Genomic DNA, 26,738 nt, shown 5'->3' on the forward strand with positions numbered 1-26,738 from the left:
ACTGTCCCTCGATCATTACCCGCATCTCACTGATCCGTTCTCTCAACGGGCGCGGCATCTTTCATGCCACCTCCTGTTCCCGGCATCTAAGCCGAAGTCAGGCAGAAATTCCACTTATCCGTCCTGTCCAAATTTCCCGAGCCAGCTCTTGCTATCGTCACGTAGTTGCCGGGCGAATACAGCCAAGACCTCACTGAATTAGAGGAGGACAGTCCTAACCTCCTCGGTCGTCGATATCCCGCGGCGAGAATTACATCCCCTGCCCTCCGTGATTGTATTTCGGATGCAAAAAGGTCGGGTGACTGTTGGCACCCGACTTTCGACTGTCGCGAAAGCACCCTAATTCAATAGAGAGCGAACTGCATTTGATAAGTGGTCGGGAACTCAATTCGAGTTTTGCACGGACGCGGGGGTAGACACTTGTCCGGAGCCCGCCGATCCGCCCGGGGTGGGTGATGTTGGGCTCAGAGGCGTGAACAGAAGAAGAACCGCGATCAGTCCAAGGAAAACGACGGCGGCGGCCAATCCCAACCGCGACCTGTCCCTGAGCCGCCGTGACACAGCTGGCTTGGTCGCCTCATACGTCGTGGCCTGATCAACAGAACCGTCGGGATCACCTCTTTTGATAGCCATAACTGCCTCCGTTACGCTAACGCCATTTTCGGACCGCAGTTCCCTTGGTGCCGCTGATCTTCGAGGTAATCGCTCCGAGGCCGGATGAGCAAAGCAAATGCGGTCGCGCGAACACCCCGAATTGGGGTCCAGTCGAGTGAAGCACCCTGTCGCTCGTGACATCGGTTCATCGAGGCGCTCAGGCTCGTCGAAAGTCCTGCTGTGCACAACTTAACGGCCGTAATTGCAGCTGCCGCGAATTGTAATATTTTTGTGAACTTAGACGGGCCTCGCTCGTTGAGTCGCATTCGATCCACGGGATAGTGCCAGCATGCCGTATGAAGATGGAATGCAGATCGTATTTGACCTGGTCGACAGAACGATCGTCGTTGCGTTCCGTGACGAGGTTAAAATGCTTGGGCCGTTCAGAGATCAGAAGACAGCCGTGCGCGCTGGCGAGCAGTACTGCCGTGATCGCGGCTGGGATGATGCTGAGACATCAAAACGGCGACCTCACTAGGTTGGTACGTCGGCGTCATTCGGAAGAAATGGCCGCAACTGCGCGGGCATGGGTCAACGCTGCTCACCGGTCGTGCCCCTACAAAAATCGACCTATGCCGCGTCCGGTAACGTCCTCAAAAGCGCGCTTTCCTCATAGGGCTTGCTCAGGAAGGTGATGCCTTCACCAATATCCGATGCGCGCAGCGAGACAAGTCCCGAGGTCACTATAACTCGCGTTTCAGGCCAGAGCTGTCGGACTTTCGCAGCGAGACCAAGTCCGTCCATCTCTCCCGGCATATTTATGTCGGTGATAACCGCATCGACCCTGTGCTTTCTGAGCCATAGCAACGCTTCCGATGCGTTCGCGGCCTCCATCGCGACATAGCCCGCATCCTCAAGCGTACTTACGGCTGCGAAACGCAAAATTGGTTCGTCATCGACGATTAGGACCTTGCGATGGAGTTCGAGCGCACCCTGGTTGGGCGCGAGGAGTTCCACTCGTGTGGTGAACCGATCCCTCCTTTCGAGTACTTCACGTCCATCCGGCGAGGCGCGGGTCATTTCCATGTGGTCTCTTTCTGAAGCGGCCTGCAGCCAGTATTCTTGATCGCGGCCCCATTGACGTCCGTTTTCTTCCCACAGCCCGTAAGCGCGTTTGCTGATCCACTCGTGACGTTCGTCAGACATGATGACCTCCGCATGTCGAATAGCGAGCGGTTTGACCTGCTCGAAATGTGAGCCCAATGCCGTGTTTGCCGGAAAGTTTCCGTACGATGGCGCACAGATGCACGTGACTGCTCATTCGAGCGAGCGCGACCATGAATGGAGAAATGTCCGGCACCGTACTACGAGCGCAACCGGCCAAAAAGAGAGTACACTCATTGCTTAATCCTCGGTAGTCGCGGCTTGGAAAAGCAATATGCTTATCCGACGCTTGAAGGCGGGAGCATCAAGATGTTGCAATCCTTAATTTCTTTGTCCGACGATGAGATCGAGCTGGTCACAGATGCTGTCAATAAGTGGTGCCGAGCGAACCATTGCGCGATCGACAGCAGCGACGGCCGGCGCGCCCTTACCGCTGCAATCGATCTCGTCCAGTTTAGGCAAGATGACTCCCTTCTCCTGGAGGAGCTCACCTCGCGTTTGCACCCCGACCAGGAATTTCTCAAAGAAACTGTCCATGGCGCAAGCCGAGTTTCGCGATAAACTCGAACTTAACACACGAGATCGCGATCTAGATCATCAAGTCTCAGCGCGACGCTGGGAATGCGAAGGCGGCTCGGCTGCGCGAAATGCGTTGCAAAACGATGCCAAGGCGGCCTCTGGCCCACGAACACGGACAACACCAGGTTTAGCTAGCGTTCGTCCGCCCTTGGCGTTCTGAAGATCTAGCCGCGGTAGCTGTAAAGCTTTCGATTACTCGGCCTGTCCCTCAGCTCTCGACGGCGCTTTTGCGACACCCGCCGCAGCCGCAGTGGAGGCAGGCTGGCATCCAGAAGAGGTCGCCGCTGCAATGATCGAGATTGCCCACGATCACATGCTCCGGTCCTTGCCAACCGCGGCCTCGAGCGCAATCTTGCGATCCTGAAGAAAAGGAGATTGTAAGCGGCATGTGCGGTAGGTTCACGTTCGAGCATGAATGGTCGGCGTTTTTCGATCTCTACAACCTCCCATGGGTTTCCGAACGCGGTCGAAACTTGGCAGCCCGGTTCAATATCGCGCCCACTCAGCATGTTCTGGTGGTTCACAACGACGCGGAAGGCCGCCGACGCCGTTTGTTCCACGATGGCCCCCCCTCCGCGCCGATACCGCACCCTTAATTAGCCTCTCCTCAAAATTCTTCCCATTGCTCTGCCCGAGTTTGCTTGGACAGCGGACGATTGGCGTCCGCCAGAAAAGGCACGCGTGAGCTCGCTGGCCAGTGCCCTGGCTGGCGACGGGACCGAGGTTTCGTTGCGGATCACTACCCTTGCTCCGGGAACTGCGCTCACGTTGACCAATCGAAACTGCTCCACCAACTCCTTGAGCTTCGCGGATTCGGAGGCTAGCGTCGCGCCAGCCGCATTGGCTTCCTCGACCATAGCGGCGTTCTGCTGGGTCACTTGATCCATCTGATTAACGGCCGTGTTCACTTCGGCCAGTCCTATAGACTGCTCACGAGCAGACGTGGCAATCGAATCCATATGGTGGTTCATCGTGACGATGTGGGCTTCGATCGTCCGCAGTGATTCACCAGTCTGGCTGACAAGCCGAACCCCGTTTTGAACTTCGTCGTTCGAGTTCCGGATCAGGTCTTTGATCTCTTTGGCAGCTTTAGCCGACCGCTGAGCAAGTTCACGGACCTCCTGGGCAACGACAGCGAAACCCTTTCCAGCATCCCCTGCGCGTGCAGCCTCGACACCCGCATTAAGGGCCAGAAGGTTTGTCTGGAAAGCGATTTCGTCGATTACGCCGATGATGTTCGATATCTCGTTGGAAGAACGTTCAATCTTGCTCATTGCGTCGACGGCATTCTGCACGACCTCCCCGGACTGGCGTGCACTCTGGTTGGCCTCCATCGCGACAGTGCGGGCTTCCTCAGCCCGTTTTGACGAATTCGAAACGTTCGCTGTAATCTCGTCAAGGGCGGCGGCAGTCTCCTCCAACGCAGCGGCCTGCTGCTCGGTGCGCTTCGAGAGATCATCGGCGCTTTGGCTAATCTCACGCGAGCCGCTCTCGATAGAACTTGTTGCTCCCGCGACTGATGTCAGCGTCGACCGCAACTGCTCAACAGCACGGTTGAAATCAGCCCTGAGTGTTTCAAAATCGTCCGCGAAACGCGCGGTGAGTTGGAAGCTGAGATCACCCGACGCGAGGTGCTTGAGACCGTCCGCAAGGCCGTTCGTTGCTTGCGCCATTTCCTCAGCACGAGTCCGATCTCGCTCGCTAGTGGCTCGCCGCTCGTCTTCCGACATTGCTCTTTGATGTGCGGCGTCTTCCTCGAGTTGGCCGGTGCGCACGGCGTTGTCTTTGAAAACCTGCACGGCGCGGGCCATCGCCCCGATCTCGTCCGAGCGGGTGCTACCTTCGACCGTCGGGCTGAGGTCGCCCGATGCAAGCTTCGCCATCGTCATCGTGATCCGGGAGATCACTCCGCCGAGAGCTCTGGCAAAGAAGAAAAAGCCCAACAGCGAAAGCAGGGACACGACGATGATACCGATAACGGTCATCCTGATCGATGCCGACGCTTCCTGGGCGACCTCACTGACATTGGAGGCAACCTCAAGGACGCCGATCGTCTTTCCGGAGAAATTCTTGAATGGCACGGCGTTGACTAGAAGAGTCTTGCCACCGTTTTCGATCTCAAGCTCCACTGCCTCTCCGTTGAAAGCTGACGTCAACTGCTCCTCAGACGTAAACGGCTTGGCAGCGGTGGATGCCTGGACTGAGAACTTCCCGTCAGCCGCGATATAAACAGTAATGTCTCCATCCAGCTTGGCGGCAATAGGTTCGAAATAAGCGTTCGTCAGCCCGGTTCCGATATCGACAACGCCGACCGCTTTACCGTCGGCGATAATTGGAGCCGACGCAAACATCGAGACGGCAGACTTACCGGGCTCGATCCCAGCAACAAGTTTTCCAGAGGCCAGCGCTTCAACGACGGTCTTGCGGCGACCAGTCATATCGTCTCCGAATTTCTCCGGTGTGTGGATACGAGCGAGAGCAACCCCCTTGGCATCGGTGAACGTAATGTTCTGAAGACCGCCGCTTTCCTTGATCGCCGGCATGGCGCTCACATAGCGAGCGATGAGTTCATCCCGAGAGTTCGAAGCGACCAATCGAGCGACATCGGTTTCACCTGCAAGTGCGAGCGCGAGTGATGAGGCCGCCTTCTGTTGTGCATCCATGTCGGTCCGAATAAGGGCAAGATCGCCGGCGGCTTCGCGTGTCATAGATTCATGCTCGGCTAGGGTCTGCCTGTAAAGGACGCTCGCGCCTATAGCGACGCTCGAGAACAGGACAGCGGCAAAGCCGCAAGCTGTTATTGTGATCCAAAGAGGTCTTTTGACTACGACGTCTTGCATTCGACTCCACCCCACCAAAATTGTGGCTACCAAGTACCGGCAGAACTTCAAATATTTTGTTAAACGTTTAAGCAATTTCCGCTAGGTGACGGCTCGTTGGTCTGTTGGTGATCACCTTTCTCTGTGAAGAATTTTGTGATCGGCCATCTGCGGATTACATGAGTAAGTTCTAAATAATGGGTTGCCGTAAGCGACGAGGATGATACCGTCGAATTGCTTGAGATGACCTCCTTCGACCCCACTGCGGCCTGCGGCGGGGTTTCTTTTGTCAGCTCGCTTTCCTGAGCTCATCCATGTCGTCCGGAAGCACATGCATGCCAGCCGCGTGAGCTGCCGTCACGAAGGCGGCACGGGCCGCTTCCGGCTCTGCCGCAAAGACCATGGCGTCAATTGATCGCGCAAGCGCACTATGGAAAGCGGGCTTCGATTTGTCCGGCCATCGATCTGTGAGGTACATGATTATCTCCTCGACGGTCTCGGCGGGAGCATATTGGCCAATACCGTTGATTTCGACTTCGAGCGGCTCGATCGGTGTGAGGGCATACCGGGTCATGACGCGCAACCTTCCTTGACGGCAGATGCGAGTCAACTGGTGACGAAGTGATTCGTTCCGAATCAAATCAGACAGTTATGGGACTGTGAGGTCTCGACCTCGCCGAAGATTTCCAGCCAGGCTTTCACCCTAATTCGTTCGTCAATGATGTCCATCGTGCTAGACCACAAGGGCGGCAGATCAATCGCCACCTTAGTGACCCATCGCCGGAGGTACTATAGTCCCTCAGCGTCAAATCCTCGAAACATCAGCCTTACGAGCGGCATGCCACGCATCATGTGCGGCCTGCATTCCAGCGGTTCGTTGCCAAACATCCTCCCGAACCGACCCGCTACGCCAGCGCTGACAGGGCGATCCTCGCAGAGAATTTGATAGAGGTGCTGTTGCGACATGCCCAGCGATTTGGCGATCTCGGCCTTAGGCTTTCCGCGCGCTGGAAGAAATCTCATCGCGAAGGAGCGAGCCTGGATGAGTTGGGCATCTCACAAGATCGCGTTTCCCAGTGAACGAGGCCATCTTCAGCTCCAATGCAAGACGCCCATCGCGACGTCGGGATTTCGGTTCGAGAGCCCCGCAAGCCTCTGGACGAGATTTTCTCGAGTCCCGCTTAGGCTGCCTGGATCGTATTATGCCAATAAATCACCTGACAGGTGAACCAAAGAGGTCCCGATACTGTCTTGGTTGGCTCCTGAGATATTGATCGGGAGCTCGCACGGTCTCCCCGAAATGGGCCGCGGCATGCCATGGCCAACGTGGATCATAAAGAATTGCCCTCGCGAGAGCGACAAGGTCAGCGTCACCGGTCGTCAGAATTCCCTCCGCTTGCTCGAACTCCGTGATCAAACCGACGGCGATGACGGGAATGTCGATGGCCTGCTTGACCGCGCGGGCGAACGGCACCTGATAGTTGGGGCCGAGAGCGATCTGCTGATGTGATGCCAACCCGCCTGTAGAAACGTGGATCGCCGAACAACCTCTCGCCTCGAGGGCCTTTGCAAACACGATCGTCTGATCGGTGTCCCAGCCACCTTGGGCCCAGTCGGTCGCCGACACTCGCATAGTCACAGGCTTGTCGGATGGGAACGCCTCCCTGACCGCATCAAATACTTCGAGCGGGAACCGCATGCGATTTTCGAGAGAACCGCCATACTCATCGCTACGCCTATTGGACAAAGGCGACAGGAATTGATGGAGAAGGTAGCCGTGCGCACCATGTAGCTGTACGGCGTCGATACCCAAAGCAGCAGCTCTTAGCGTGGCGTCGACGAACGCGTTTCTGACACGCGAGAGTCCTTCTTTGTCGAGGCTTTTCGGGTGATCGTACTCGTCCTTGAACGGGATAGCGCTCGGCGCGACGGTCTTCCAGCCGTTATCGCTGCCCGGGCTGATCTGATGGCCTCCTAGCCAGGGCTTTCCAGTCGAAGCCTTGCGCCCGGCATGACCAAGCTGGATGGCGATCGGGATGTCGGACCACCTGCGCACGCTGGTTAGCACGCGGGCCATAGCTGCCTTGCATGCGTCCGAGTAGAGGCCGACGTCACCGTATGAAATCCTTCCCTCCGGCGAGACCGCTGTCGCCTCGATAGTCAGAATGCCCGCCCCCGAGAGTGCGAGGTTGCCCAAATGGATTTGATGCCAGTCAGTCATCTCGCCCTCGACTGCGGAGTACTGGCACATCGGTGCAATCACGATGCGATTGCGAAGCTCGAGAGAACCGACACTGACGGGTGAGAATAGTCTGGTCTTCGACATTGCAGCTCCTTCAGGGTCGCTCCACGCATTGGTAATGCTTCTCGACAATATAGCAACGTGGTTCTCAAAGGCATGGCACTTGAGCAGCGTTCTCCTTGGCAGGGGTATTGAGCCCCTGCCAAACTTTACCCGCCGCAGTGGGCCGTGTTCAAGGAACCGTTACCGCGCGTGCTTGTTAAGGTCATGACCAATCCAGGAGGCTTCCATGACCTATGACAGATATCCAATCCCGCCCTACCCCGAGCAGCAGCAAGAGCCGCCCGGCTATACGGGTCAAATGCAACCCACTCCCGATCACGGCGAGCAGTCCTACCGCGGCAACGGCCTGCTCGAAGGAAAGGTTGCCTTGGTGACAGGTGGCGACTCCGGTATTGGCAAAGCTGTTGCGATCGCATTCGCTCGCGAAGGCGCGAATGTGGCGATTGCTTATCTTAACGAAGATGGCGATGCCGAGGACACAGCAAAGTGGGTACGAGAAGCCGGCCGTAAGGCCGTTCTCATTCCGGGAGACCTGACAACGGAGACCCACTGCAACGAGGTGATCCAGCGAACGGTGCGCGAGCTCGGCGGCATCGATATCCTCGTTAACAATGCAGCGTTTCAGCGAACATACGCCGACCTCGGTGACATTTCTGTCGAAGAGTGGGATCGGACGTTCCGCACGAACATCTACGCGCCTTTCTTCCTCTCAAAAGCTGCCATTCCATACATGCGATCGGGCAGCGCGATCATCAATACGACGTCTATCCAATCGCGCCAACCCTCGCCTCAACTGCTGGCCTATGCGTCGACGAAGGGCGCGATCTCGAATTTCACCGCCGGGCTTGCGGGAATGGTGGCCGAAAAAGGCATCCGGGTAAACGCTGTCGCGCCCGGCCCGATCTGGACACCGTTGATCCCTTCGACAATGCCGTCGGAAAAAGCGGCAAGGTTCGGTCAAAACACGTTGATTGGTCGGGCCGGGCAGCCGGCGGAGTTGGCGGGGGCTTACGTGCTGCTCGCCTCCGACCTTGGCAGCTACATGACGGGTGCCGTCGTTCCCGTCACAGGCGGCGAGATCATGATTTAGCGATCAGTCTGCGGCTCGATAGAGCGGAATGTCGAGATGTTAGCTTCACTCGTGCGGCGGGTTGACCGCAGGCTCACGCCCTCACCAGCACAGAGCCGCGACTAACGCCCTGACAATCCCGATTTCCCGCTCGCAACCGTTCGACGCTCACGTAAATGGACTGCGGCAGGAGGTAGCGTTTCGCCGGTGAAGCGTAAGGTAGAGACAGTTGAGCTCGCTGACTGATAGTGAATGAAGCGCCCCGGTTTCGACGACCAGAGCGGCGCGACAATTCAGACTCTATGCCAAGCTGCTGGGAGCCCGAACGACAAAAAGGCCCCGGCCGGAGCCGAGGCAGTTTCCCCTAATCACGTTGTTGCGCGAATGAAACCAACGTTGAAATACTCGCGGTGCTCCGAGCCGGGCATCAGTTGATAAAGCGCACTGCCAACATCAGGCGGTCACCTCGGGTCGGGGGTGAGGCGCGATGATAGCAGGAAGTGTCCTGAACGAACCCTGTTCCCGCCGGGCCTTCGATCGTTATTTCGTTGTCCCTTCCGAACTGCCTATACACGGCCTCTGGCGAGGCTCTCGCCGACCCGAGAAGCATTGTTAAAGGCTTAGACTTGTGCGATCGCTTCATCATGACATGAGCCCCGGAGAAGCGATCGGTATCAGTGATGTAGAAGCTCGCGTACACGAAGCTGTAGCCACCTACATCGTAGTGATAATCGATGACGCCATGTTTCAGCCGCCGGCGCTCCTCGTCGTTCATGGCCGATGCAACACTCCAGTCCAGTATGGTCACTATCTTCCGGGGCTCGTGCCCGAGATATTTCCGCACGATGGACCGAAGAATTGGGTCATCAATCACCTTCTGCACCGCCGAGCATCGCTCTGGCTTGGTGATGCCACCAATCGGCATGAGCCTCCCGTCAGCTGCGACGCCATCCTTGACGTCAGAGTATTGGAACGTCGGCCCGGTTGGATCGTAAATGGCGTGTAATGGCTCCGACAGGGCGAATTCCCTGATTTGATCAACCACGTATCCCGGCAAGTTCAGGCCGATAAAAAACGGCTTCATCACGAATTGATTGCACAATGTCAGGCACATTTGCCTGAGGAAACAAGGTCGGCATGCTCCATCGGCCTAGCGGTTTCCGTTTGAATAGCTCTGCCGCTCCTCTTGCGGAGCTGTATCCAATTCTGACTAATCTGAACCGTCCAAGCATGTAGGCTAAATCCTTGGACTTAATGCGATTAATTATGCCCCCCCCCACGCTTCCGCTCTCTCCGGTTGTTGACCCCGCATTAGCTGCCGCGCATATAGAATACCGACTTGGCGGCTCACGTACACGGGCCGAGGATCGGCATAAAGTGGTAAATCCATTTCGACATATAGCTGAGCTGTTAAAGCCCTGGTGCCAACAACGAGAGCCGCGGCTCAATCAATCACCCGCTCTGCGGCATGTCTATTTAGCGGATGGCTATCCGCGCCAGCGTTCTCAACTGCTCCGGAATTTCTTGACCCGGCTATGGACACCACAACTCTCTTCAGAGCACCAAATCCGCCGTCCTCCCTTCGATTTATCAAGGAACAGCCAGCCGCAGTTGTCGCCCTTGCATTCCTTCACTTGCCGACGCTCGGATCGTGTTGCCAATAGCTCCGCGGCGGATGAGGAAAGAACGTGCACAAGGTCGGCCGGTGTCTCGATTTTATGCGCCCAAGTCCATGCCGCGGATCGTTGCGCGAAAACCTGACGGCCACGAGCCGCCGTTGCCACTGCGCCGATATAAGCGACGTCATCCATCTTGGGTTTTCCGCGCGCGTCCTCATTCAGAAAGACACGGTACACGCATTCGCGGAGTTCCACCGAAGCTTCCAGAGCCGTTGCTGCCGCAGCAGGGTTCTCTTTTGCCATCTGCTTCAAACCAGCCGCTTGCGCGTCCGAAAGGAGATCGACCCGTCTACTGAAAGTAATCAAGTCAACGTAATCGCTGAGGAAATCAGGACCCCATCGATTTCGTCGGCTGTCGACGGTGTTCACAAAGTCGAGCGCGGGATGGCCGCCGCTCAGTCGCATATCTTTTACTGATTTTGCCATATGGAACAGGATGCAGTTGCGTTAGTTGTAACGGTATAAACGAATTATACTCGTTACATAGATCGGGTCCATACCATGTCAGCTTCAAACTATGGGAAATTCGCGATCCTCTGCGCTGTTTGGGGTTTGACCTGGATCGCTGTGAAATTCGGGGTGACGACCTTGCCACCCATGCTGTTCGCGGCCCTGCGCTTTGTTACGGCAGGGGTTGTCTTTCTGTCGATAGCAATCTGGCACCGTTGCTCGATGCGAGCATTGGCTGCCGACTGGTTCCCAATCTTCATTGCCAGCTTGCTGATGATAACCCTCTGCTACGGACCGTTGTTCTGGGGAATGACAAAGGTTCCGTCCGGCACTTCTGCCGTCTTGGAGATGTCTCTGACGCCAGTTTGCCTCTTCGTGTTTGGTATGCTTTTACGACAGGAATCATGGAGTTGGGCAGCGGCCGCCGGCCTGGCCGTCGGTTCCATTGGGCTATATCTTCTATTCGTAGGGGGAGATCGCGCGAGCTACGACGACGGGGCGTGGATAGGCATTATTGCCGTCTGCTGGGCTGCCGCATCGTCGGCACTCGGCTCGGTGTTGGCAAAACCAATTATCGCGAAGCACGGCAGCACGGCAATCGCGGGGGCAACGACCCTCTTGGGCGGATTGCTGCTTGCCGCTGCGGCCTCAATCTGCGGCGAAGATGTCACCGACCTGGCGGTCTCCAAATGGACCATGAAGGCGTTCGGTGGTTGGCTGTTTCTGGTGATCTTCGGTTCGCTGATTGGATACCGACTTTACGTGCAGCTCCTGAGGGATGCGGGGCCGACACGCGCAGGCATGTTTGCCTTCGTATCGCCAGCTATTGCTGTCGCAGTCGGCACCTTCTTGGCAAGGGAGCCGCTCACCGCCACGAACCTCGTCGGGATGGCTTTCATGCTCTTGTCGGCGGGAGTCTGCCTGTACGGTACAAAAGTGCCATCTAACAAGATGTCCAGATAATGCCGCCCCGTGCTGTATGACGGGCCGGCCGCAAATTTATCCCGACGCTTACCGTTGTGCCCCTAAACTAGGTTGTGCTCCGCCTCCCTCTCTAAGTCTCTGATCAAAGCTTCATATTCGGCAACGCGGTCTGTTGGTGAGCCGGTGGCGATCAGTTTCCGCGTGTAGAGGACCGCGAGGCTATAGTGTTCGAAGATTTCAACGGCCCAATGAGACTGAGCGTCAAGTGGCGGATGGCAGGCACTCGCATAGCCGGTAGCGCCCGCTTGGGTGGTGGCGTCGAGCGCCAGCCTAGGACAGCCTTTATGTTCGTCCGGCCTTGAGCGCGCGGACGATGCCGTGTGCGTTCCTCGAGGCGTCTCCCTCGCCACGTCACGAGATTTCATTTCACCGCTGTGGTATCGGGACAGAATTCGTATGGTGCAGACAGAGCAAGAAGCCTCGGACCGGGTTGTCCGTGAGGCCTGAGATGCGCGAAGTTCACGATCACTTGGACGAACGTTCGTCGTCCAAAAGCTGCCTGATTGCCGCCACGCCCTTTGCGGTGTCAGACCATGACTGTCGCCAAATCAGCAGTGAAACACACGCCATCGTCGCAGCCACGAATGGTAATAGGCCAAGAAACCAGAACGTGGCAGCTACCGTAAAGTAATACGATCGGACCCCGACACTGAACGATCTAAGTGCTGGATTGAGGACGAGCGTCAACGCGTGGGTCCAGGCTACAAGGTCGCGCTCCTCTTGGCGAGACGGGCTCGCGCCTATCGCTGCGAGGCAGTAGTTGATCTGACGAACTGCCCAGATGAAGTCCGAGAGCCCTCTCAAAAGCGTCGCAACAACGAGCAATACTTTGCATTGGAAGAACCAAGCGGGGTCCTGAACGGCAAACATTGCTATCAGACCGTGTCCCGATCCGTAGTTCGGCTCAACGAACAACGCGCCGCTCAAGCCCACGATGACAATAAGGTTAGCCGAGCCGAAGAACGACGCCGAGTTGATCGTATGTCAAAGAATGGCGGCGTCGCCGATAAAGTTGTTATCCCTCGTCAGCACCTCTCTCATCCAGGAAGAGCGAATGCGGACCATGTCGATCGAGAGGCTGTCGTTTCTCCTTGGCCAACCGATCGCGATAAGGGGCTCAAAAGTGATCCACACAATCAGGAAGAAAAGAAACGCGAGGGCATTCAGAAAATCCATCGGCGACCTCGAACTATTTATCGTGCCAACTGTAATCGGGGTGGCCGCTACTGCAAGGGGAGCGCGCTCCTGATTTTCAGTCCGCTGAAAAGCGCCTCGATAGCTTCGCAAACAACTTTTTCAAGCCAGGCTCGCCCACGCGATGAGCTGCTTCCGACGCCGAGACCCAAGCCAACTCCCTTTGGCCGCGCTCCGGAAAAATCGATCGGGTCTCCCTCACCTTGATAAGGTGAACCGGCGCCCCTCCCTGCCAGACTGAGTGAATGCCCTACCAACCCCTCTACCACTGGCGCCGCACAAAGCTCACGGTCTTGCCAACTGGACAGCCTGAAGCAGATATCATTGATGACCGACATCGACGCAAGATCCGCGCTCCTGACGCTGCTGAAAGAGATGAAGCTCGAACCTGGGTTTCGCTCAGCCTCTATGAGATCGGCCCGCCCCTCGGCGGCCAAGGCATCAGCCAGGACGCTATCGTCAAAGCGCTGTACGCCATCAAGGATGAAGGCGTGATTGATCTGCCGAGCGGTAATCGGCTCGTCCTGCTGAAGCCACTTACATGAGCAGAACGAGCCCCGTAACTAACTTCGCATCTTGATGTTGCGTAAAAAAGCCGAAGCACAACGCCCCGGCCCTTTGTTGGTGCAGTCAAAGCGTTGCAAAGAACGCCTCACCGGCAGCTTACTTGCGTGCGCCGCCCGGACGGCCCCTGTTCTGGCCGGCGCCACCGGAGGTCTTCGCATCGTTGGACTGGCCAAATTGGGTGCCGCCGAGGTGTCCACCGCCGCTGCTATTGGCAACGTATCGTTCCGTCCGACGCTGAAGCTCGGCTGCATTGGTCTTGCTCATAGGATCTTCCCTTTGTTGAACAGAAATCGCCTCCGGCCGGGCGGCCGGGGTGCGTCGAATCGATTTTGAGAGAAGAAGTCAGCTTGAACGCCTGAGACGTTAAACAAAGCTCGACCAGCAATTTCGATTTGAAAGCTTTGCGCGCTTATCGCACCCAAAGCAAGGGTAGCCCGTCGCCCGCTCGTGAATTTCGGCCCGCCAGCGGGCGACCGGAGCACAAAACCGACTGGTGCGACTGAGACCCGGGAACTCTCCGCCCTTCCATATGTTCGTGTGTGTCGCTGTGAACGGTCTGCAGCCAACGCAGCGGCAAGGCAAAGGGCTTTCGTTGCTGACGGCCCTTCGTCGACCTGTTGCTGGGTCGGCTTTCCGTTACAGTGGCGTTAACATGGCCGACCCAGTACGGGCCGAATGGCCTTGCCACCGTGGAACTTATCGCCGTTTCTGCGTGTTTTACACCGCCGGGATGCATCCCTTGCCGTCACCGGCACGTGGAGGGCCTTGAGCCCCTGTAACTCTCTCGGCTCTCCATATCCTCGGAACATGCGGTCGCTTACTCCGTTTTGAGTTTGACCGCGCTCGCTAGCTTGCCGGCTTTGCCCTGACGCGGTTAAAGGGTGGGGAGCCTTCCTGAGGTTCCCCACTTCCAACCGGAAAGACAGGAGCACCTGCATGTCAGGCTACGGTCCAACCCTTCGCCTTGCCCTACTTCTGCACCGTCTGAACACCGACGAGTTCAAGCCGCTCCCTCCGGGCCTAGGGCGAAAAACGGTGAAAGTTGCGGATGAAGCGGGGTTTGTCGAAGTCAGCGATAGCTCGCGGTTTCCGATGTGCCGGTTGACGGCCGCAGGTCTGGCTTACCGTAAGGCGAACCCATACCGCTTCGACTAGGATCGCAAGACGTGGCGGCCGGGACACCGCAATGACTGGTGTGACTGAGCCTCTTCAGACTTTTGGCTGCCTTGGATGACAGTGGACTTGCCGTAAACTTGCCATTGCATCCTGTGAGTGTCGCTGAGATGAAAACTGAAATCGACCACGTCGCCCATGGCTGGGCTTTGCTGGCGCTACGCAATCCCGAGATCCGCGCGCTTTCTGAGCACCGACAATCGATTGGCGAGATGTGTGAAGCCTACAGCATCGCCGTCCTCCACCTTCGCGAGTTGAGAGCACTTGGCCCCGACACCGATCACATCGCCGAGTATGAACGCCTTATTGCCGAAATCGAGCACGAGACGTCGTATTACTTGACAATGCGCGCTCGATTGTCGGCCTAGATGTGCCGGAGCGATCAGTGGTCCCTGCCAGCGCGGGGCGGCGTAATGATTTGATCGAAAGTGCTTGGCATCAACGTCAAGTCAACCCGATATGGGGGCATCACCTGAGCGTTTCGCAAAGCATTTGGCTTCGACCGGGCTGTGAGCTTGTTGGAAGTCAGAGGTCTCTGGTCGGTTCGCTTGCGAATAGACAGCGGAGGCATTTTTGTTCTCCTTCATTGGCTGTGTATCCCATGACAACAATGGCTCGACGTGTTTGTTCCGATCGGCATTTGGTCAGTCTGAGGCCACGCTCTGGATGCTTAGGACGCGGAACTTATCGCGCTCACCTGTGTTCTTTCCCGCCGAGATAGTCTCCCAACGTCTTGCTCGGCACTTTTGGCTGCCTTGGATGACAGTGGACTTGCCGTAAACTTGCCATTGCATCCTGTGAGTGTCGCTGAGATGAAAACTGAAATCGACCACGTCGCCCATGGCTGGGCCTTATTGGCACTGCGAGTTCCTGAGATCCGTGCGCTGGCGGAACATCGCCAATCGATCGAGGAGATGTGTGAAGCCTACAGCATCGCCGTCCTCCACCTTCGCGAGTTGAGAGCACTTGGCCCCGATACCGAACAAATCACCGAGTATGAAAGCCTTGTTGCCGGGATCGAGTACGAGACGTCGTATTACCTGACGATGCGCGCTCAACTGTCGCCTAACTTTGCGGGAACTGATCCCGCTCAACCGCGTTCTTCCCCGCCGAGATAGTCTCCCAACGTCTTGCTCGGCACGTGGAGGGCCTTGAGCCCCTGTAACTCTCTCGGCTCTCCACATCCCCTTCACTCCGGAACATGTAGACTTCTGGCTCGTTTCGATCCGACCGCGCTGGTTAGCTGTGCCGGCTTTGCCATTGTTGCGGTTGAAAGGTGGGGAGGCTTCCGGGGTCTCCCCCACCGCCACACGGATGGATCAAGCCGTAATGCGCATCTACTGCGTGTGTTAACGATGTCTTAAAGTGCAATTTGACGTCGTACAAATTTCTGCGATTGTCGCCCCGGGCAACTGAGGGGTTAAACCGTGACTGTAGGAATTTGGGCTCGCCGCGCTGGTGCCGTGATGATGGCGCTTGCGCTGGCAAGCTGTACGACGACACAGGCAGAATTTGCGAAGAAGCCGTCTGCCGTGAGCAAGGCAGCGCTTTGCAAAACCGCGTTGGAGACGACAGATCCCGCATTCCAGTTCCAGCTGGTATCCGAGGTGACCCGTCGCGGCATGAACATGTTGCAATGTCAGCAGATGGTCATCCAGCAGCAGCAGGCCGCAGCAGCTCTCGTTGCTATCGCTGTAGTCGGCACCGCCGTCGCGGTATGCGCGAATAACTACTGTGGTGGCGGCAGCTACTACCAGCCTCGGCGCTACCCCGGAAACTGCTATTCGCCGAATGACACGGCGGCCGATGGAACGCGCTGCGGCAACCGAAGCGCGATGTCACGACCTGGTGGGTGGTGATCACTAAGACGCCAATTTGAACACCACCGTCGAAATACAATATTAGACGACCACACTCCATGAGCCTGTCACGCCTTTTTCACGATGCCAGATATTGCGCGAATCGAACCTTGCTGACCTCTTTCAAGCAACCAAAGGAGGTGCTTCAATCTTCCACCTCGACGAAAAAAACGCAGTAGCCTTTACCGAGGGTTCCGTCTCTCGCGCCGTGAAAAAAGCAGGCGTGGAAGTCAAGACCGTCCGTGTCGAGCCTCACGGATCTGTGGTTATCAACGGGGATAACGGGGGGCTTCTGAGGGAGGACATGCCCCGCAAACGCTATGCTTTCACCGTGCAAGAATTCGACCGCTTCGGAAACGAACGCTGGTATTTTCGCATTGGCAAGGGGAAGCGCATCCGGCTCCCGGCACCGTGGGGGTCAAAGGAGTTCGAGGCCGAGTGGCGCCGCTGCATGGCAAACGAGGAGCCCGCCCCTGCTCCAACCACGCAAATGCCTGGGCTACTAATCGCCAGCCGAGGTCTTCATCGCTCATTTGCGCGAAAGCGGCTGATCCCCTACCCTGCAAACGAGGCAGGATGCACTTGGGTTGGGTTCTCCAAACTCGCACACCAGACTCCAATTGAGAAAATCACCGCCAGGACTCATGCGGAAATACACCGAGACCGAAAGGACTACCGACATGCGCGGACCGATTATCGAGAAGCTCTCTGACGAGATCGGTATCTAACCAGCGACTTTCCCCGCGCCTAGTGCTCGTGATCGTTGATCCGATGGGGACACGGCGCGGGAAGACGGTCTCGGCGCCCTTAGGCGATGGGCTTGGCGGGTGGTGCCGCCTCGTGCTTCGATCCTCGATGGGATGGAACTTTCGGCCGCCCGAAGTATTTTGACGGAATGAAACTCAATATCGCAATCGTAACAATGGTAGGCACTGTGTTGGCTGCGTGCAGCCCAGCTGGGCCATCAGGCAATTCATCCGTACCTCAGCCCGCCAAACCTGTCGAACTCAAAAAATACATGGGCCACTGGTTCGAGCTGGCGCGCTACGAGAACCAGTTTGAGCGCGGTTGCGAGGCGGTTACCGCCGACTACTCGCTCCGCGACGATGGCATGGTTCGTGTGCTGAATGCCTGTCGCGAAGGCGGGATAATCGGTAAGCGCAAAGAGTCCGAAGGTAAGGCAAAGATTGTTGCAGACAGCGGAAACGCCAAGCTCAAAGTCTCGTTCTTCGGCCCGTTTTACGGGGATTACTGGATCCTCGATCACGCCAACGACTATTCCTGGTCGATTGTCGGCGAGCCCTCAGGTCGCTATTTGTGGATCCTGACGCGGACACCAACACCCTCAGGAAAGACCAGTGACATGCTTGTCGAAAAGGCGAAGACGCTAGGTTACGATGTCGACATGCTGAGGTGGACGCATCACTGAGCGCACCATGGGCGCTTGCCGCTCTGCAGGGCGTACTTATCAGGTAACTAGGACAGGACTGCAGCGGATAATGCCGGTATAATCGAGTGATGGTCTCCCAGCCCATACCGGGTTTCTCGCCCACAGAAAGGCCGGTGCAGAACACAGCGCATACATTCGCTGAAGCAAATCTCCTTAAGGGGAGGATACTGCTCAAACAGCTGTGCGTACACCAGATCGTTGTCGTCTGGGACATTCTCCCCGAGTTCAACGTGCGAACGAGCGCGCGGCGCGTAGTTTGGAGCAGTCGCGTCAGAACCTCGGCGGCGACGACGGGCCTACGCTCAAAGACATTCGTGATGCCATCATCGTTTTTGAATGCCGTGCATCCGACAGCCGTGACACCTTCGATCGGAAGGTCCTCGTCGCCCAAGTCGGCGCGGCGGCGAGCTTCGCGAAACTACGGCGGAGGTTCACTGTGGGATGCGAGCGGATGTGCGACGTAGATGGCGACAGGTGCGAGACCAAGTTTCCTTGCCTCGACGCGGCGCCCTTGTTGGCGCCGAAGGTCTCTTAGCTCCTAACAGGGCGCGCGCCTCGCCCCGAGCCAGCCTCGGTCCTTTCTTGCAAAGCGAAACCTAACGTGCTCCGCCTGGGATACTATTGACGCGGGTGACCGCATTCAGGATCGGTGGCGCAATGGGTCGTTTCGTCGGCGACGAAGAACCTGATGGGCGCAGGATGCCGATCAGGCGTTGGTCGATGATGGTTGCGGACCGTCGGATCCCGCATTTCTTCGCGACCCGTCTCATGCAAGCCCCCACTCTGGTCGGCTGGGCTTGCGATCTCGTGCTACCTGCGGCGGCCTCCGTCCTGCTTGTAGTTTTATTCGGCGGCCTCCACGCGCTCGGTACGCTTCTACTGTTTCGCGCGATAAATCGCGGCGTAGTCATATCCTGGCACTGGTGTCAGGGTTCGTCAGAACGGAACGAGCATGGATGAGGAAGTCGATGATCTTCCCAGTCTGGAAACGCGGAGCCGCGCGGGAATAAACTCGTGGTTCTTGACCACGACCGCCCGCGCGGCAACAGGAGTTCGTGGAACGAAATCGCCGCTCGCGCATTAAGATGCGTTACCATCCAGGAATATCGATGACAGAACACAATAACAGTCGGCAGGACGCCAGAGACGCCGGTGACCGTCTTGTCGCTGATCACGCTTCGGAAGACCCGTTCGCCGCAGCGTTCAAAGCCACGCGTATGCCGATGCTGATCACCGATCCTCGTCAAGCGGACAATCCGATAATCTTTTGCAACGCGGCTTTCTGCAAGCTCACGGGCTACTCCAACGAAGAGCTCATTGGCAAGAACTGCCGCCTCCTTCAGGGCCCCGAGACCGATCCGGACGCCGTGTCCAGGCTTCGCGAAGCCATTGCTGCCGAAAAAGATCTCGCGATCGACATTCTCAATTACCGAAAAGATGGGTCTCCTTTCTGGAACGCCCTCTTCGTCAGCCCGGTCCGGGATATTTCTGGCACGGTGATCTACTTTTTTGCCTCTCAACTCGACTTCACGAATATCAAAAGCAAGGAAGCCGAACTCGCGCGCGCGCGTCACCTCGCCGAGGAAGAAGTGGGGATGCGAACGGCAGACCTGACCGACGCCCTGCGTGCAAAGACAACGCTGGTCCACGAGGTCGATCATAGGGTCAAGAATAACCTCCTTACGATCGCATCCATCGTAAAGCTCCAGGCCCGGATGACCGAAAACGACATTGTCAAGCGTACGCTGACGTCTGTTCTCAATCGCGTTGAAGCTCTTAGCACCGTCCAGCGCAAGCTTTTGAACGACGAGGAAGTGGGGCAATTCGACGTAGCCGATTTCGCGAACACCCTCATGATCGACAAGATCGGCGCACTGAAGCGCTCCGACATACACCTGACAACGGATCTACACGCGGTTGTGGTGCCTGCTACCAAGGCATCGCCCTTGGCTCTCATTATCAACGAACTAGTCGGCGACGCGATAAGAAGAGGTCTGAGCGACGGCGGTGGCGAGATCCATCTGGAGATCAGACGGCTCAACGGACACTTCCTTATCCGAGTCGTCGATACGGTCACGCCGGTTGACGTAGACAAAGAGGAAGCTGCGTTCAGCCAAGCCATGCTCGAGGCGTGCCTGAAGCAGCTTCGAGCAAAAATCGACCGAGTTGTGAAGGGCCACCGGACAGACGTTACAGTCACGCTGTCCGTTAAGGACTGAAAGGATTTGATTTGAATATTCTGATTGTGGAAGATGAAGTCCTTCTTGCCATGGAGCTGGAAAGCGAAGTGGAAGGCGCCGGGCATCTCGTTGTTGGGACGGCGACCGATAGCCGTGAGGCGATCGAGATCATTGATGCCACCTCGCCGCAATTTGCCTTTGTCGACATTCAATTGCTGGATGGCCCAACGGGTATCGACGTCGGACGCTACCTTTCGGCCAAGGCCATTCCATTCGTGTTCGTATCGGGAAATCTCAAGCGCATACCGGACGACTTTGCCGGTGCGCTCGGGGCGATCGAGAAGCCCTACACGGTTAACGGTCTGCAAAACGCCTTGCAGTTTCTGCAGATCATCATCGATGGCGGCCATGGCTCGCAGGTCGCGCCGCCTAGTCTCGTCCTCTCCCCTGCCGCGCGCGCCACCGTTGCGGCATGATCAACTCCGCGATTTCGCGGTGAAGGAAACCAGTGAGTTCACCATCGGAGCGCATCGGCGCCGTTCGGAATTCAGGTCTGCTTGGCGTTCAGGGCCAGTCCGAATTTCAGGACATTATCGAGGTCGTAAAGGCCGGGCTGGACTGTCCCGTGGCGCTTGTCTCCATTCTTGACGAGGACCGGCAGGTCTTCATCGCTCATCTCGGTCTGCCGGAGAAATGGGCCGAGGCGGCAGAGACCCCGCTGACCCATTCCTTCTGTCAACACGTGGTGCGGGACAATCAGCCCTTGATCATTGGCGACGCGACGATCCATGATCTTGTCAGAGATAACCTGGCCATCACGGATCTGGGCGTGATCTCCTACATGGGCGTCCCGGTCACAATGCCGGAGGGTCTGGTTATCGGAGCGTTGGCGGCGATTGACGGTGAGCCCAGAACATGGACAAGACGAGAGCTCGAGCTGTTGAGCCGCATCGGCAAGGTTGCCTCGAACCAGATCGCTACGTTTCTATCAGAGCGCCGGTGGAGTTCGCTTTTCGAGCAGCTCGAGGAAGGTATCATCGTCGGTTCGGTCGTCCGTGACGTCAATGGAACTATTGTCGATTGGCGACATGACAGCGTCAATCCGGCTTGGAGCAAGCTTGTGGACTGTCCCGTCAAGGACGCCACCGGTCGTATGATGCGAGAGATCTTTCCAAATTTTGGAGAGGAGTGGGTATCGGACGTCGCGCTCGTTGTCGAAAGCGGACAGAGCAGGCGTTTTACTCGGCACATTCCCACCCTCGGACGTTGGTTCGACGGCTACGTGCAGGCGACAGGGGACGACAAATTCATCATCATTTTTGTCGATGTGACAGACAGAATGGAGGCTGTGGAGGCCCTTCGGGACAGTGAGACAAGACTGCGCCTGATCGTCGAGGGCGCCAAGGATTATGTGATCGTGACCATCGATCACGAAAAGCGTATCACGAGCTGGCTTGGCGGCGCAGAGGACACCTTTGGCTGGACCGAAGCAGAGATGCATGGACGACGGTTCGAGGAGATATTCACGGAGGAGGACCGCGCGGTCGGCGTTCCAGAAACTGAAATGCGCAAAGCTGCAGCCGAAGGCGTGGCACTTGATCGAAGGTGGCACCAAGCGGCCGACGGAACACGGGTTTTCCTAGACGGGACCATACGACCGTTTCCAGGCCATTCCGGTCCGGAAGTACCAGGCTTCATCAAGGTGGCCAGAAACGCGACATCTCAGAAGATCGCCGAAAATCGGCAATTGGCATTCCTTGAGCTCGGCGACAAGATACGGGAGCTGGACGATGTGAAAGATGTTGCATTCGCCGCAGCGGAAATCATGGCCCGCAACCTGGAGGGCGCGACAAGAGCCGGTTACGGGGTCATCGATCCCATCGTCGAGACCGTGCAGATGCTACCCGATTGGTGCGCCGAAGGTATCTCGACTGTCGCCGGCTCGCACCAATTCCGGGATTATGGCTCCTATATCGAAGATCTCAAACGCGGCGAGACGGTCATTATTCCAGACGTGGCCAAGGATCCTCGGACATCGGCGTCAGCCGAGCTTTTCCATTCGATCGGGATTTCTGTGCTGGTGAATGTGCCAATCATCGAGCACGGCGCCTTCGTAGGAGTCATGTTCGTTCACTACGACAGACCTCATGATTTCTCGTCGGAGGAACGCGACTTCGTTCGGACGATCGCAGATCGCACACGAGAGGCGATTTCGAGGATTCGCGCGGAGCAGGAGCAGCAGGTTCTTAATCACGAGATCAGTCACCGACTGAAGAATACGATGGCAATGGTCCAAGCGATAGCCACGCAGACCCTTCGCCCTGTCACCGATCGGGCGCCTGTCGAAGCTTTTACGAGCCGGCTTCACGCTCTTTCGAAGGCACACGATGTTTTACTCGGCCAGGACTGGTCGTCGGCGCGGATGATCGCCGTGATCGATTCCGTTCTCGGTCAGCTCTCATTGCCAGAGCGATATTCTATCTCGGGTCCAGACCTGCAGCTTGGACCGCGCTCGGCGCTCTCTCTGGCGCTGCTGATGCACGAACTCGGGACCAACGCGCTCAAATATGGAGCCTGGTCCAACGAAGCAGGCAGTGTCGATGTCTCGTGGATGATCGAAGGAGCCAGCGATGACAGTCTGCTTGTTCTTGCGTGGGACGAGCATGAAGGCCCTCCAGTGACCGCCCCATCTGGCAAGGGGTTCGGATCGAAGCTCATACGTCTCGGCTTGACGGGAACCGGCGGTGTCGACGTTGATTATTCCCCTGATGGGCTGAAGGTTAAGATGCGCGGACTGATTTCGCAGTTGAGGCAGTCGTGATGACCGTGAGTAATATTGCCAAGGACGTCGCAATCGTTCTAGTCGTTGAAGACGAGCCGCTCCTGCGTCTTGCCGGCATAGACCTCATCGAAGCTGCTGGATATGAGGCGGTAGCGGCGTCGGACGCGACAGAGGCGATCGCGATACTTGAGTCACGCGATGACATCCGTGTAGTCTTTACAGATGTCGATATGCCGCGCGGCGTCGACGGAATGCGCCTGGCCGCGATCATTCGAGACAGATGGCCGCCAATCAAGGTGATCGTGGTCTCCGGCCACATCGAGGATCCCGGAGACGTGATCCCGGCCGAGACGGTGTTTTTCTCCAAGCCTTACCGGGAGGAACAGATCGTGGCAACCATCAGGCAGATGCTGTCATGACACGGACCGGACTGAGCCCGCGTGCTTCTGGAGTTAAATCCATCCCTGGGTGTTCGGTGCGTCCGAATTCAGCGTGGCGAAGTCGACGAATGCCCTCAATGGCGCGGGCATGAACCTGCGGGAGAAATAAAGGCGCGGCCCATCGAAAACTCATCCACCAGTCCGGTGGAACTAGCTCTAGTTCCCCCAATGCGACGTGCGGCTCGAACCAGTTATCGAACCTGTATATCACACCGCGACCCGCGCGCGCCCAATCGATGGCGGCAGCCGCCGCATCCACGCCGACGATCAGCCTGCCCTGTGGGTCGATATTGACCGACTGCCCGTCTCTCTCCAGTTCCCATGGCACGAAGGCGCCGCTCGAGAACCTGAGCTGTATGCAGGCGTGGGCAAGCAACTCGTCCAACTGCTCTGGCATGCCGACCTTTGCGAGGTATGACGGCGCTGCGAATGACTGCGGAGGTGTCGAGGAATTGGCGCGAGCACAATGTCGTTGCCGAGGCAGAACGCCGCAGGCATGCGGTATCAGGCGATACTGACGCGGTCGAAGCGGCGGGATAAGGTGAAGGCCCGCCACGCTGACGAAGTGGGCTCAGGTCTCAGTGGCTGGGATGAGTTTGAAAGCAAAGGCCTGCTGCGATAGATGTCCTTTTAAAGTAACCCGGCTAGGGCCACTCGACATCTATTCCGTGGAACTCGTCTCGAAATGATTTCAGACCTTTTTTGTCGGCTGCTGTCACGATCACAAATCGGCGGCCGTCTCCAGGTGGCTCCTGGTTTGACAAGTCGAACATCCAGATCGTTGTCGCGGTTCCCCTAGTGATCTCGATCAGCTTCTTCATGGCTGGATCTTCGACGGCGTCGACGACGAAGCTCATCTGATAAGCAAACGTCTCTTGGCCCGAGCCTCCCTGGAGCTGCTCCCTGAACCACTGCCAGACGTTGGGAAAGTCGACCGGAAACGGAGAGAGGTCCATGTTCACGTGAACAACGTCCCGCGCGAAAATGACCTCACCATCGAAGAAGGCATGAATACCTAGAAAGTATTCGGGGAGGTCCATGTGCGCGGATAGCGCGTCTTTCAGCATTCTCAAATTCGAAGTCTTTTGGAACACGTACTTCCCCATGCGATTGACAAATGCAGTCGAAAAAATCCTTTGTTCTTCTATGGGTGGCGCAGAACCGTTAAAAGTTGGCCATACGATTCAGGCGGGTATTCGTGGAGGTCTCATCGATAAAGATGAGCCGCGACAAGGCCTTGTTGAAGAACCGCTTTCGGCGGTTGATTCAAAGGTCACGGCCATTGGCGATCTCCGGCCTGCGCTGCTCGCTTGCCTTGAGGCCTTTTTTATTGCTTAGCCCAAGCCGGTGCAAAAACCGCCCGACCGTAGCGCGATGGATTTCAATTCCGCGCCCCGCGAGTGCAACGCGCAGCTCATCCTGAGTCGTTTCGTCATGCGCGGACATCCGCTCGCGAACCCAATCAGCATGAGCCATAAGCTTCGCGCCGCCAGGCGGGTGGCCCTGCTCGGCGGCGGCGAGAGAACCGGATGACCGATGCAGGATCATCATGCGGTTGAGGTTCGCTCTGCGCTTGCCAACAGGCATGACACTGCTTCGGAAGCAGGTGAGCCGAACAACACACCTCGCCCGGTCGTGCTGTCGTCCTCCATGCAATTTGTCGTAAGGTGGGTCGGTCAGCCTCCAAGCTGCCCGCCTTCACCTGCTACTGGACCTTCTCGGTTCCATTAGGCGTCGTCACTTGCGTCGGCCCTCCACCGTTCCCAGACGGTGACGGGTTGCGATCGGTAGCCTCCGGAGGGCGGCCACTACCATCGGCCGCGTTGTTGTCGAAGGTACCAGGACCCGAGGGCTGAGCATTGATCGGGTCATTCTTCGTAGCGGTTGCAGGCTGAACATCGGAATCGACGCTCTCACCCCAAATCTCGACGCCGCCCCATACCATCAGCGCGAGGACAAGGCTGCAGACCAGCACCACGAAGACTGGTTTGCCGTAGCTTCCTTGCCGAGCTTCGCTCGCGGTTTCTGTGATCTTATCAGTCTGTCTGCCGTTGAGCTGTGACATTGCGGATCTCCTGAACTTCAATAACCGCCGACGATTGGTAGGATTTCACCTGTGATGTAACTCGACATCTGCGGGGACGCGAGGAACACATAGGCGGGTGCAATCTCCTCCGGTTGCGCCGCGCGTTTCATGACCGCCCCGCTGCCAAATTTCGCGACATCCTCGGCCTGCTTGTCGGAGGGATTGAGTGGAGTCCAGACTGGCCCAGGCGCGACGGCGTTTACTCGGATGCCCTTCGGCACGAGCTGACTCGACAACGCTTTGGTGAAAGCGTGAATGCCACCCTTCGTCATCGAGTAATCGAGGAGCTCCTTGGACCCTTCGAGGCCAGTCACCGAACCAGTATTGATGATGGCGGAACCGTTGGACAGATGCGGGATCGCGGCCTTGGCCATATAGAAGTAGCCGTAGAGGTTCGTCTTCAGGGTCTCGTCGAAGTGTTCGTCGGTCAGATCTTCGATATCCGTGGTGTGGACCTGGAATGCGGCGTTGTTCACCAGGATGTCGAGCTTCGAGAATTGCATCTTCGTCTTCTCGACTGCCTTGCGGCAGAAGGCGGGATCCTTCACATCGCCGCGAATGATGAGACACTTGCGCCCTTCCTTTTCCACCGCGGACTTGGTTACCTCAGCGTCCTCGGTCTCGTCGAGATGAACAATGGCGACATCGGCGCCTTCCCGGGCGAAGAGGATTGCGACCGAACGTCCGATGCCGGAGTCCCCACCTGTGATGAGTCCGACCTTGTCCTTCAGCTTCTCGGAGCCTTTGTAAAACGGCGCGTCGTACATAGGCGCCAGCGGAAGGTCTGCCTCGGATCCGGGTTTGTCCTGATGGACGGCCGGAAACGGGGGCTCTGGATATCGACGAGCGCCCGCCTGCATGGCTCCGTCCGGCTTCGACTTCTTCTTCTCGTCGGCCTTCTTTACCTGCTGCTGGATCTCTCGCTGTTTTTTGGATGTGGCTTCTGACGACATGAGACGATCTCCTTGCTGTTGGAGGCCTAACGTCGGCCGAGGCAAAAGGTTTGCGTTCTTGAAAGAATTCGAGCGCACACGAAAACCTTGTCAAGGCAGCCTGCTGGAGACATCGACCACGCCCCCCGAATTGGCTTCCGTGAGCGTCTGTCGACCGCCCTGCCTGCGCAAAACGGGCGTCTTTTGCCCGGACATCGCTCCCCAAAGCCAAGCTGTTGGCTGGGACGGGGGCGCTTCCGTTAGAGCGCGGTATTTTGCGACGAGTCCAACGCGATTTCGGTACGGCGGTTGAAGCGTGGTGGTTGACCTGGCTGGCGTCGCCCGCTGGCCCTCCACAAAGGCATCGTCCCGGATCCGAAGGTGGCAACCTCCATCATCAATTCCCCAGCGTGATTGACGGATCCTTCATAA

At 57.3% G+C, this 26,738-nt stretch carries 25 protein-coding genes and 1 pseudogene; 13 read left to right on the forward strand and 13 right to left on the reverse strand.

Going from position 1 to position 26,738, the window contains the following annotated elements; genetic code table 11:
- Positions 1-943: 943 nt before the first annotated feature.
- Entirely contained in the window at positions 944-1,132 is a 189-nt protein-coding gene (locus ACCD05_RS19325; RefSeq protein WP_111564502.1) for a hypothetical protein, read from the forward strand.
- Positions 1,133-1,224: 92 nt separating this feature from the next.
- Here ACCD05_RS19325 and ACCD05_RS19330 read toward each other — a convergent pair whose 3' ends face one another.
- On the reverse strand, positions 1,225-1,800 hold the full coding sequence (locus tag ACCD05_RS19330; RefSeq protein ID WP_111564501.1) for a response regulator: 576 nt from the start codon (positions 1,798-1,800) through the stop codon (positions 1,225-1,227).
- 267 nt (positions 1,801-2,067) lie between these two features.
- Between ACCD05_RS19330 and ACCD05_RS19335 the strand changes: the two genes are divergently transcribed.
- Entirely contained in the window at positions 2,068-2,319 is a 252-nt protein-coding gene (locus tag ACCD05_RS19335) for a hypothetical protein (RefSeq protein ID WP_111564500.1), read from the forward strand.
- A 614-nt stretch (positions 2,320-2,933) separates the two neighbouring features.
- Here the strand turns inward: ACCD05_RS19335 and ACCD05_RS19340 are convergent.
- The 3 genes from ACCD05_RS19340 to ACCD05_RS19350 form a co-directional block, all read right to left on the reverse strand.
- Positions 2,934-5,177 (reverse strand): methyl-accepting chemotaxis protein, encoded by a 2,244-nt coding sequence (locus tag ACCD05_RS19340; protein ID WP_112989030.1) that lies wholly within the window; start codon positions 5,175-5,177, stop codon positions 2,934-2,936.
- A gap of 268 nt (positions 5,178-5,445) precedes the next feature.
- Complete coding sequence (locus ACCD05_RS19345; protein WP_111564498.1) at positions 5,446-5,730, reverse strand: DUF982 domain-containing protein; 285 nt, start codon at positions 5,728-5,730, stop codon at positions 5,446-5,448.
- A 639-nt stretch (positions 5,731-6,369) separates the two neighbouring features.
- Entirely contained in the window at positions 6,370-7,482 is a 1,113-nt protein-coding gene (locus ACCD05_RS19350; RefSeq protein WP_413394717.1) for an NADH:flavin oxidoreductase/NADH oxidase, read from the reverse strand.
- A 205-nt stretch (positions 7,483-7,687) separates the two neighbouring features.
- Between ACCD05_RS19350 and ACCD05_RS19355 the strand changes: the two genes are divergently transcribed.
- Entirely contained in the window at positions 7,688-8,551 is an 864-nt protein-coding gene (locus ACCD05_RS19355) for an SDR family oxidoreductase (protein ID WP_413394720.1), read from the forward strand.
- A gap of 406 nt (positions 8,552-8,957) precedes the next feature.
- Here the strand turns inward: ACCD05_RS19355 and ACCD05_RS19360 are convergent, their stop codons facing one another.
- Positions 8,958-9,617 carry a hypothetical protein gene (locus ACCD05_RS19360; RefSeq protein WP_413394722.1) on the reverse strand — a complete coding sequence of 220 codons (660 nt, stop codon included), beginning with the start codon at positions 9,615-9,617 and terminating at the stop codon, positions 8,958-8,960.
- A 418-nt stretch (positions 9,618-10,035) separates the two neighbouring features.
- On the reverse strand, positions 10,036-10,635 hold the full coding sequence (locus ACCD05_RS19365; RefSeq protein ID WP_112989034.1) for an ABATE domain-containing protein: 600 nt from the start codon (positions 10,633-10,635) through the stop codon (positions 10,036-10,038).
- 75 nt (positions 10,636-10,710) lie between these two features.
- Between ACCD05_RS19365 and ACCD05_RS19370 the strand changes: the two genes are divergently transcribed.
- Positions 10,711-11,622, forward strand: coding sequence for an EamA family transporter (locus ACCD05_RS19370; protein WP_112989036.1), 912 nt, complete (start codon positions 10,711-10,713; stop codon positions 11,620-11,622).
- 486 nt (positions 11,623-12,108) lie between these two features.
- Here the strand turns inward: ACCD05_RS19370 and ACCD05_RS19375 are convergent.
- Positions 12,109-12,819, reverse strand: a pseudogene (locus ACCD05_RS19375) (DUF599 domain-containing protein).
- Positions 12,820-13,082: 263 nt separating this feature from the next.
- Here ACCD05_RS19375 and ACCD05_RS19380 point away from each other — a divergent pair.
- Positions 13,083-13,382 (forward strand): hypothetical protein, encoded by a 300-nt coding sequence (locus ACCD05_RS19380; RefSeq protein ID WP_111564493.1) that lies wholly within the window; start codon positions 13,083-13,085, stop codon positions 13,380-13,382.
- A 118-nt stretch (positions 13,383-13,500) separates the two neighbouring features.
- On the opposite strand, the gene ACCD05_RS19385 is transcribed toward ACCD05_RS19380, so the two are convergent.
- On the reverse strand, positions 13,501-13,668 hold the full coding sequence (locus tag ACCD05_RS19385; RefSeq protein WP_181459322.1) for a hypothetical protein: 168 nt from the start codon (positions 13,666-13,668) through the stop codon (positions 13,501-13,503).
- Positions 13,669-14,687: 1,019 nt separating this feature from the next.
- Between ACCD05_RS19385 and ACCD05_RS19390 the strand changes: the two genes are divergently transcribed.
- From ACCD05_RS19390 to ACCD05_RS19425, 8 genes are all read left to right on the forward strand, one after another.
- Positions 14,688-14,945: a hypothetical protein gene (locus ACCD05_RS19390; RefSeq protein ID WP_112435633.1), complete on the forward strand. Its 258-nt coding sequence runs from the start codon at positions 14,688-14,690 to the stop codon at positions 14,943-14,945.
- Positions 14,946-15,389: 444 nt separating this feature from the next.
- Positions 15,390-15,695: a hypothetical protein gene (locus tag ACCD05_RS19395; RefSeq protein ID WP_112991041.1), complete on the forward strand. Its 306-nt coding sequence runs from the start codon at positions 15,390-15,392 to the stop codon at positions 15,693-15,695.
- 309 nt (positions 15,696-16,004) lie between these two features.
- Entirely contained in the window at positions 16,005-16,436 is a 432-nt protein-coding gene (locus tag ACCD05_RS19400; protein WP_162725548.1) for a hypothetical protein, read from the forward strand.
- An 820-nt stretch (positions 16,437-17,256) separates the two neighbouring features.
- Positions 17,257-17,865: a lipocalin family protein gene (locus ACCD05_RS19405; RefSeq protein ID WP_413394727.1), complete on the forward strand. Its 609-nt coding sequence runs from the start codon at positions 17,257-17,259 to the stop codon at positions 17,863-17,865.
- 1,130 nt (positions 17,866-18,995) lie between these two features.
- On the forward strand, positions 18,996-20,105 hold the full coding sequence (locus ACCD05_RS19410) for a PAS domain-containing protein (protein ID WP_112989292.1): 1,110 nt from the start codon (positions 18,996-18,998) through the stop codon (positions 20,103-20,105).
- An 11-nt stretch (positions 20,106-20,116) separates the two neighbouring features.
- Positions 20,117-20,542, forward strand: coding sequence for a response regulator (locus tag ACCD05_RS19415; protein WP_111564486.1), 426 nt, complete (start codon positions 20,117-20,119; stop codon positions 20,540-20,542).
- Between the two features lie 32 nt (positions 20,543-20,574).
- A complete protein-coding gene (locus tag ACCD05_RS19420) occupies positions 20,575-22,887 on the forward strand; it encodes a GAF domain-containing protein (protein ID WP_112989289.1) in 2,313 nt (770 codons plus the stop codon).
- Positions 22,887-23,267: a response regulator gene (locus ACCD05_RS19425; RefSeq protein ID WP_181459321.1), complete on the forward strand. Its 381-nt coding sequence runs from the start codon at positions 22,887-22,889 to the stop codon at positions 23,265-23,267. Before ACCD05_RS19420 ends, ACCD05_RS19425 begins: the two co-directional genes overlap by 1 nt.
- On the opposite strand, the gene ACCD05_RS19430 is transcribed toward ACCD05_RS19425, so the two are convergent.
- The 5 genes from ACCD05_RS19430 to ACCD05_RS19450 all read right to left on the reverse strand — a co-directional run bounded on the left by ACCD05_RS19430 (position 23,248) and on the right by ACCD05_RS19450 (position 26,327).
- Complete coding sequence (locus ACCD05_RS19430) at positions 23,248-23,844, reverse strand: LysR substrate-binding domain-containing protein (RefSeq protein WP_413394730.1); 597 nt, start codon at positions 23,842-23,844, stop codon at positions 23,248-23,250. The genes ACCD05_RS19425 and ACCD05_RS19430 overlap by 20 nt on opposite strands.
- Before the next feature lie 88 nt (positions 23,845-23,932).
- Complete coding sequence (locus ACCD05_RS19435; protein ID WP_413394732.1) at positions 23,933-24,355, reverse strand: hypothetical protein; 423 nt, start codon at positions 24,353-24,355, stop codon at positions 23,933-23,935.
- A gap of 199 nt (positions 24,356-24,554) precedes the next feature.
- Positions 24,555-24,875, reverse strand: coding sequence for a transposase (locus tag ACCD05_RS19440; RefSeq protein WP_283193697.1), 321 nt, complete (start codon positions 24,873-24,875; stop codon positions 24,555-24,557).
- 118 nt (positions 24,876-24,993) lie between these two features.
- Complete coding sequence (locus ACCD05_RS19445; protein WP_413394734.1) at positions 24,994-25,353, reverse strand: hypothetical protein; 360 nt, start codon at positions 25,351-25,353, stop codon at positions 24,994-24,996.
- A 17-nt stretch (positions 25,354-25,370) separates the two neighbouring features.
- Entirely contained in the window at positions 25,371-26,327 is a 957-nt protein-coding gene (locus ACCD05_RS19450) for an SDR family oxidoreductase (protein ID WP_111564482.1), read from the reverse strand.
- Between the last annotated feature and the right edge of the window lie 411 nt (positions 26,328-26,738).

This window comes from Rhizobium sp. Rhizsp42 (assembly GCF_047304155.1).
Lineage (GTDB): Bacteria > Pseudomonadota > Alphaproteobacteria > Rhizobiales > Rhizobiaceae > Rhizobium.

Bases quoted from the DNA above. Each gene is read 5' to 3' on its own strand.
- ACCD05_RS19325 (WP_111564502.1), top strand. From the start codon at position 944: ATGCCGTATGAAGATGGAATGCAGATCGTATTTGACCTGGTCGACAGA.
- ACCD05_RS19330 (WP_111564501.1), bottom strand. From the start codon at position 1,800: ATGTCTGACGAACGTCACGAGTGGATCAGCAAACGCGCTTACGGGCTG.
- ACCD05_RS19335 (WP_111564500.1), top strand. From the start codon at position 2,068: ATGTTGCAATCCTTAATTTCTTTGTCCGACGATGAGATCGAGCTGGTC.
- ACCD05_RS19340 (WP_112989030.1), bottom strand. From the start codon at position 5,177: ATGCAAGACGTCGTAGTCAAAAGACCTCTTTGGATCACAATAACAGCT.
- ACCD05_RS19345 (WP_111564498.1), bottom strand. From the start codon at position 5,730: ATGACCCGGTATGCCCTCACACCGATCGAGCCGCTCGAAGTCGAAATC.
- ACCD05_RS19350 (WP_413394717.1), bottom strand. From the start codon at position 7,482: ATGTCGAAGACCAGACTATTCTCACCCGTCAGTGTCGGTTCTCTCGAG.
- ACCD05_RS19355 (WP_413394720.1), top strand. From the start codon at position 7,688: ATGACCTATGACAGATATCCAATCCCGCCCTACCCCGAGCAGCAGCAA.
- ACCD05_RS19365 (WP_112989034.1), bottom strand. From the start codon at position 10,635: ATGGCAAAATCAGTAAAAGATATGCGACTGAGCGGCGGCCATCCCGCG.
- ACCD05_RS19370 (WP_112989036.1), top strand. From the start codon at position 10,711: ATGTCAGCTTCAAACTATGGGAAATTCGCGATCCTCTGCGCTGTTTGG.
- ACCD05_RS19380 (WP_111564493.1), top strand. From the start codon at position 13,083: ATGCCCTACCAACCCCTCTACCACTGGCGCCGCACAAAGCTCACGGTC.
- ACCD05_RS19385 (WP_181459322.1), bottom strand. From the start codon at position 13,668: ATGAGCAAGACCAATGCAGCCGAGCTTCAGCGTCGGACGGAACGATAC.
- ACCD05_RS19390 (WP_112435633.1), top strand. From the start codon at position 14,688: ATGAAAACTGAAATCGACCACGTCGCCCATGGCTGGGCTTTGCTGGCG.
- ACCD05_RS19395 (WP_112991041.1), top strand. From the start codon at position 15,390: ATGAAAACTGAAATCGACCACGTCGCCCATGGCTGGGCCTTATTGGCA.
- ACCD05_RS19410 (WP_112989292.1), top strand. From the start codon at position 18,996: ATGACAGAACACAATAACAGTCGGCAGGACGCCAGAGACGCCGGTGAC.
- ACCD05_RS19425 (WP_181459321.1), top strand. From the start codon at position 22,887: ATGACCGTGAGTAATATTGCCAAGGACGTCGCAATCGTTCTAGTCGTT.
- ACCD05_RS19435 (WP_413394732.1), bottom strand. From the start codon at position 24,355: ATGCTGAAAGACGCGCTATCCGCGCACATGGACCTCCCCGAATACTTT.
- ACCD05_RS19440 (WP_283193697.1), bottom strand. From the start codon at position 24,875: ATGCCTGTTGGCAAGCGCAGAGCGAACCTCAACCGCATGATGATCCTG.
- ACCD05_RS19445 (WP_413394734.1), bottom strand. From the start codon at position 25,353: ATGTCACAGCTCAACGGCAGACAGACTGATAAGATCACAGAAACCGCG.
- ACCD05_RS19450 (WP_111564482.1), bottom strand. From the start codon at position 26,327: ATGTCGTCAGAAGCCACATCCAAAAAACAGCGAGAGATCCAGCAGCAG.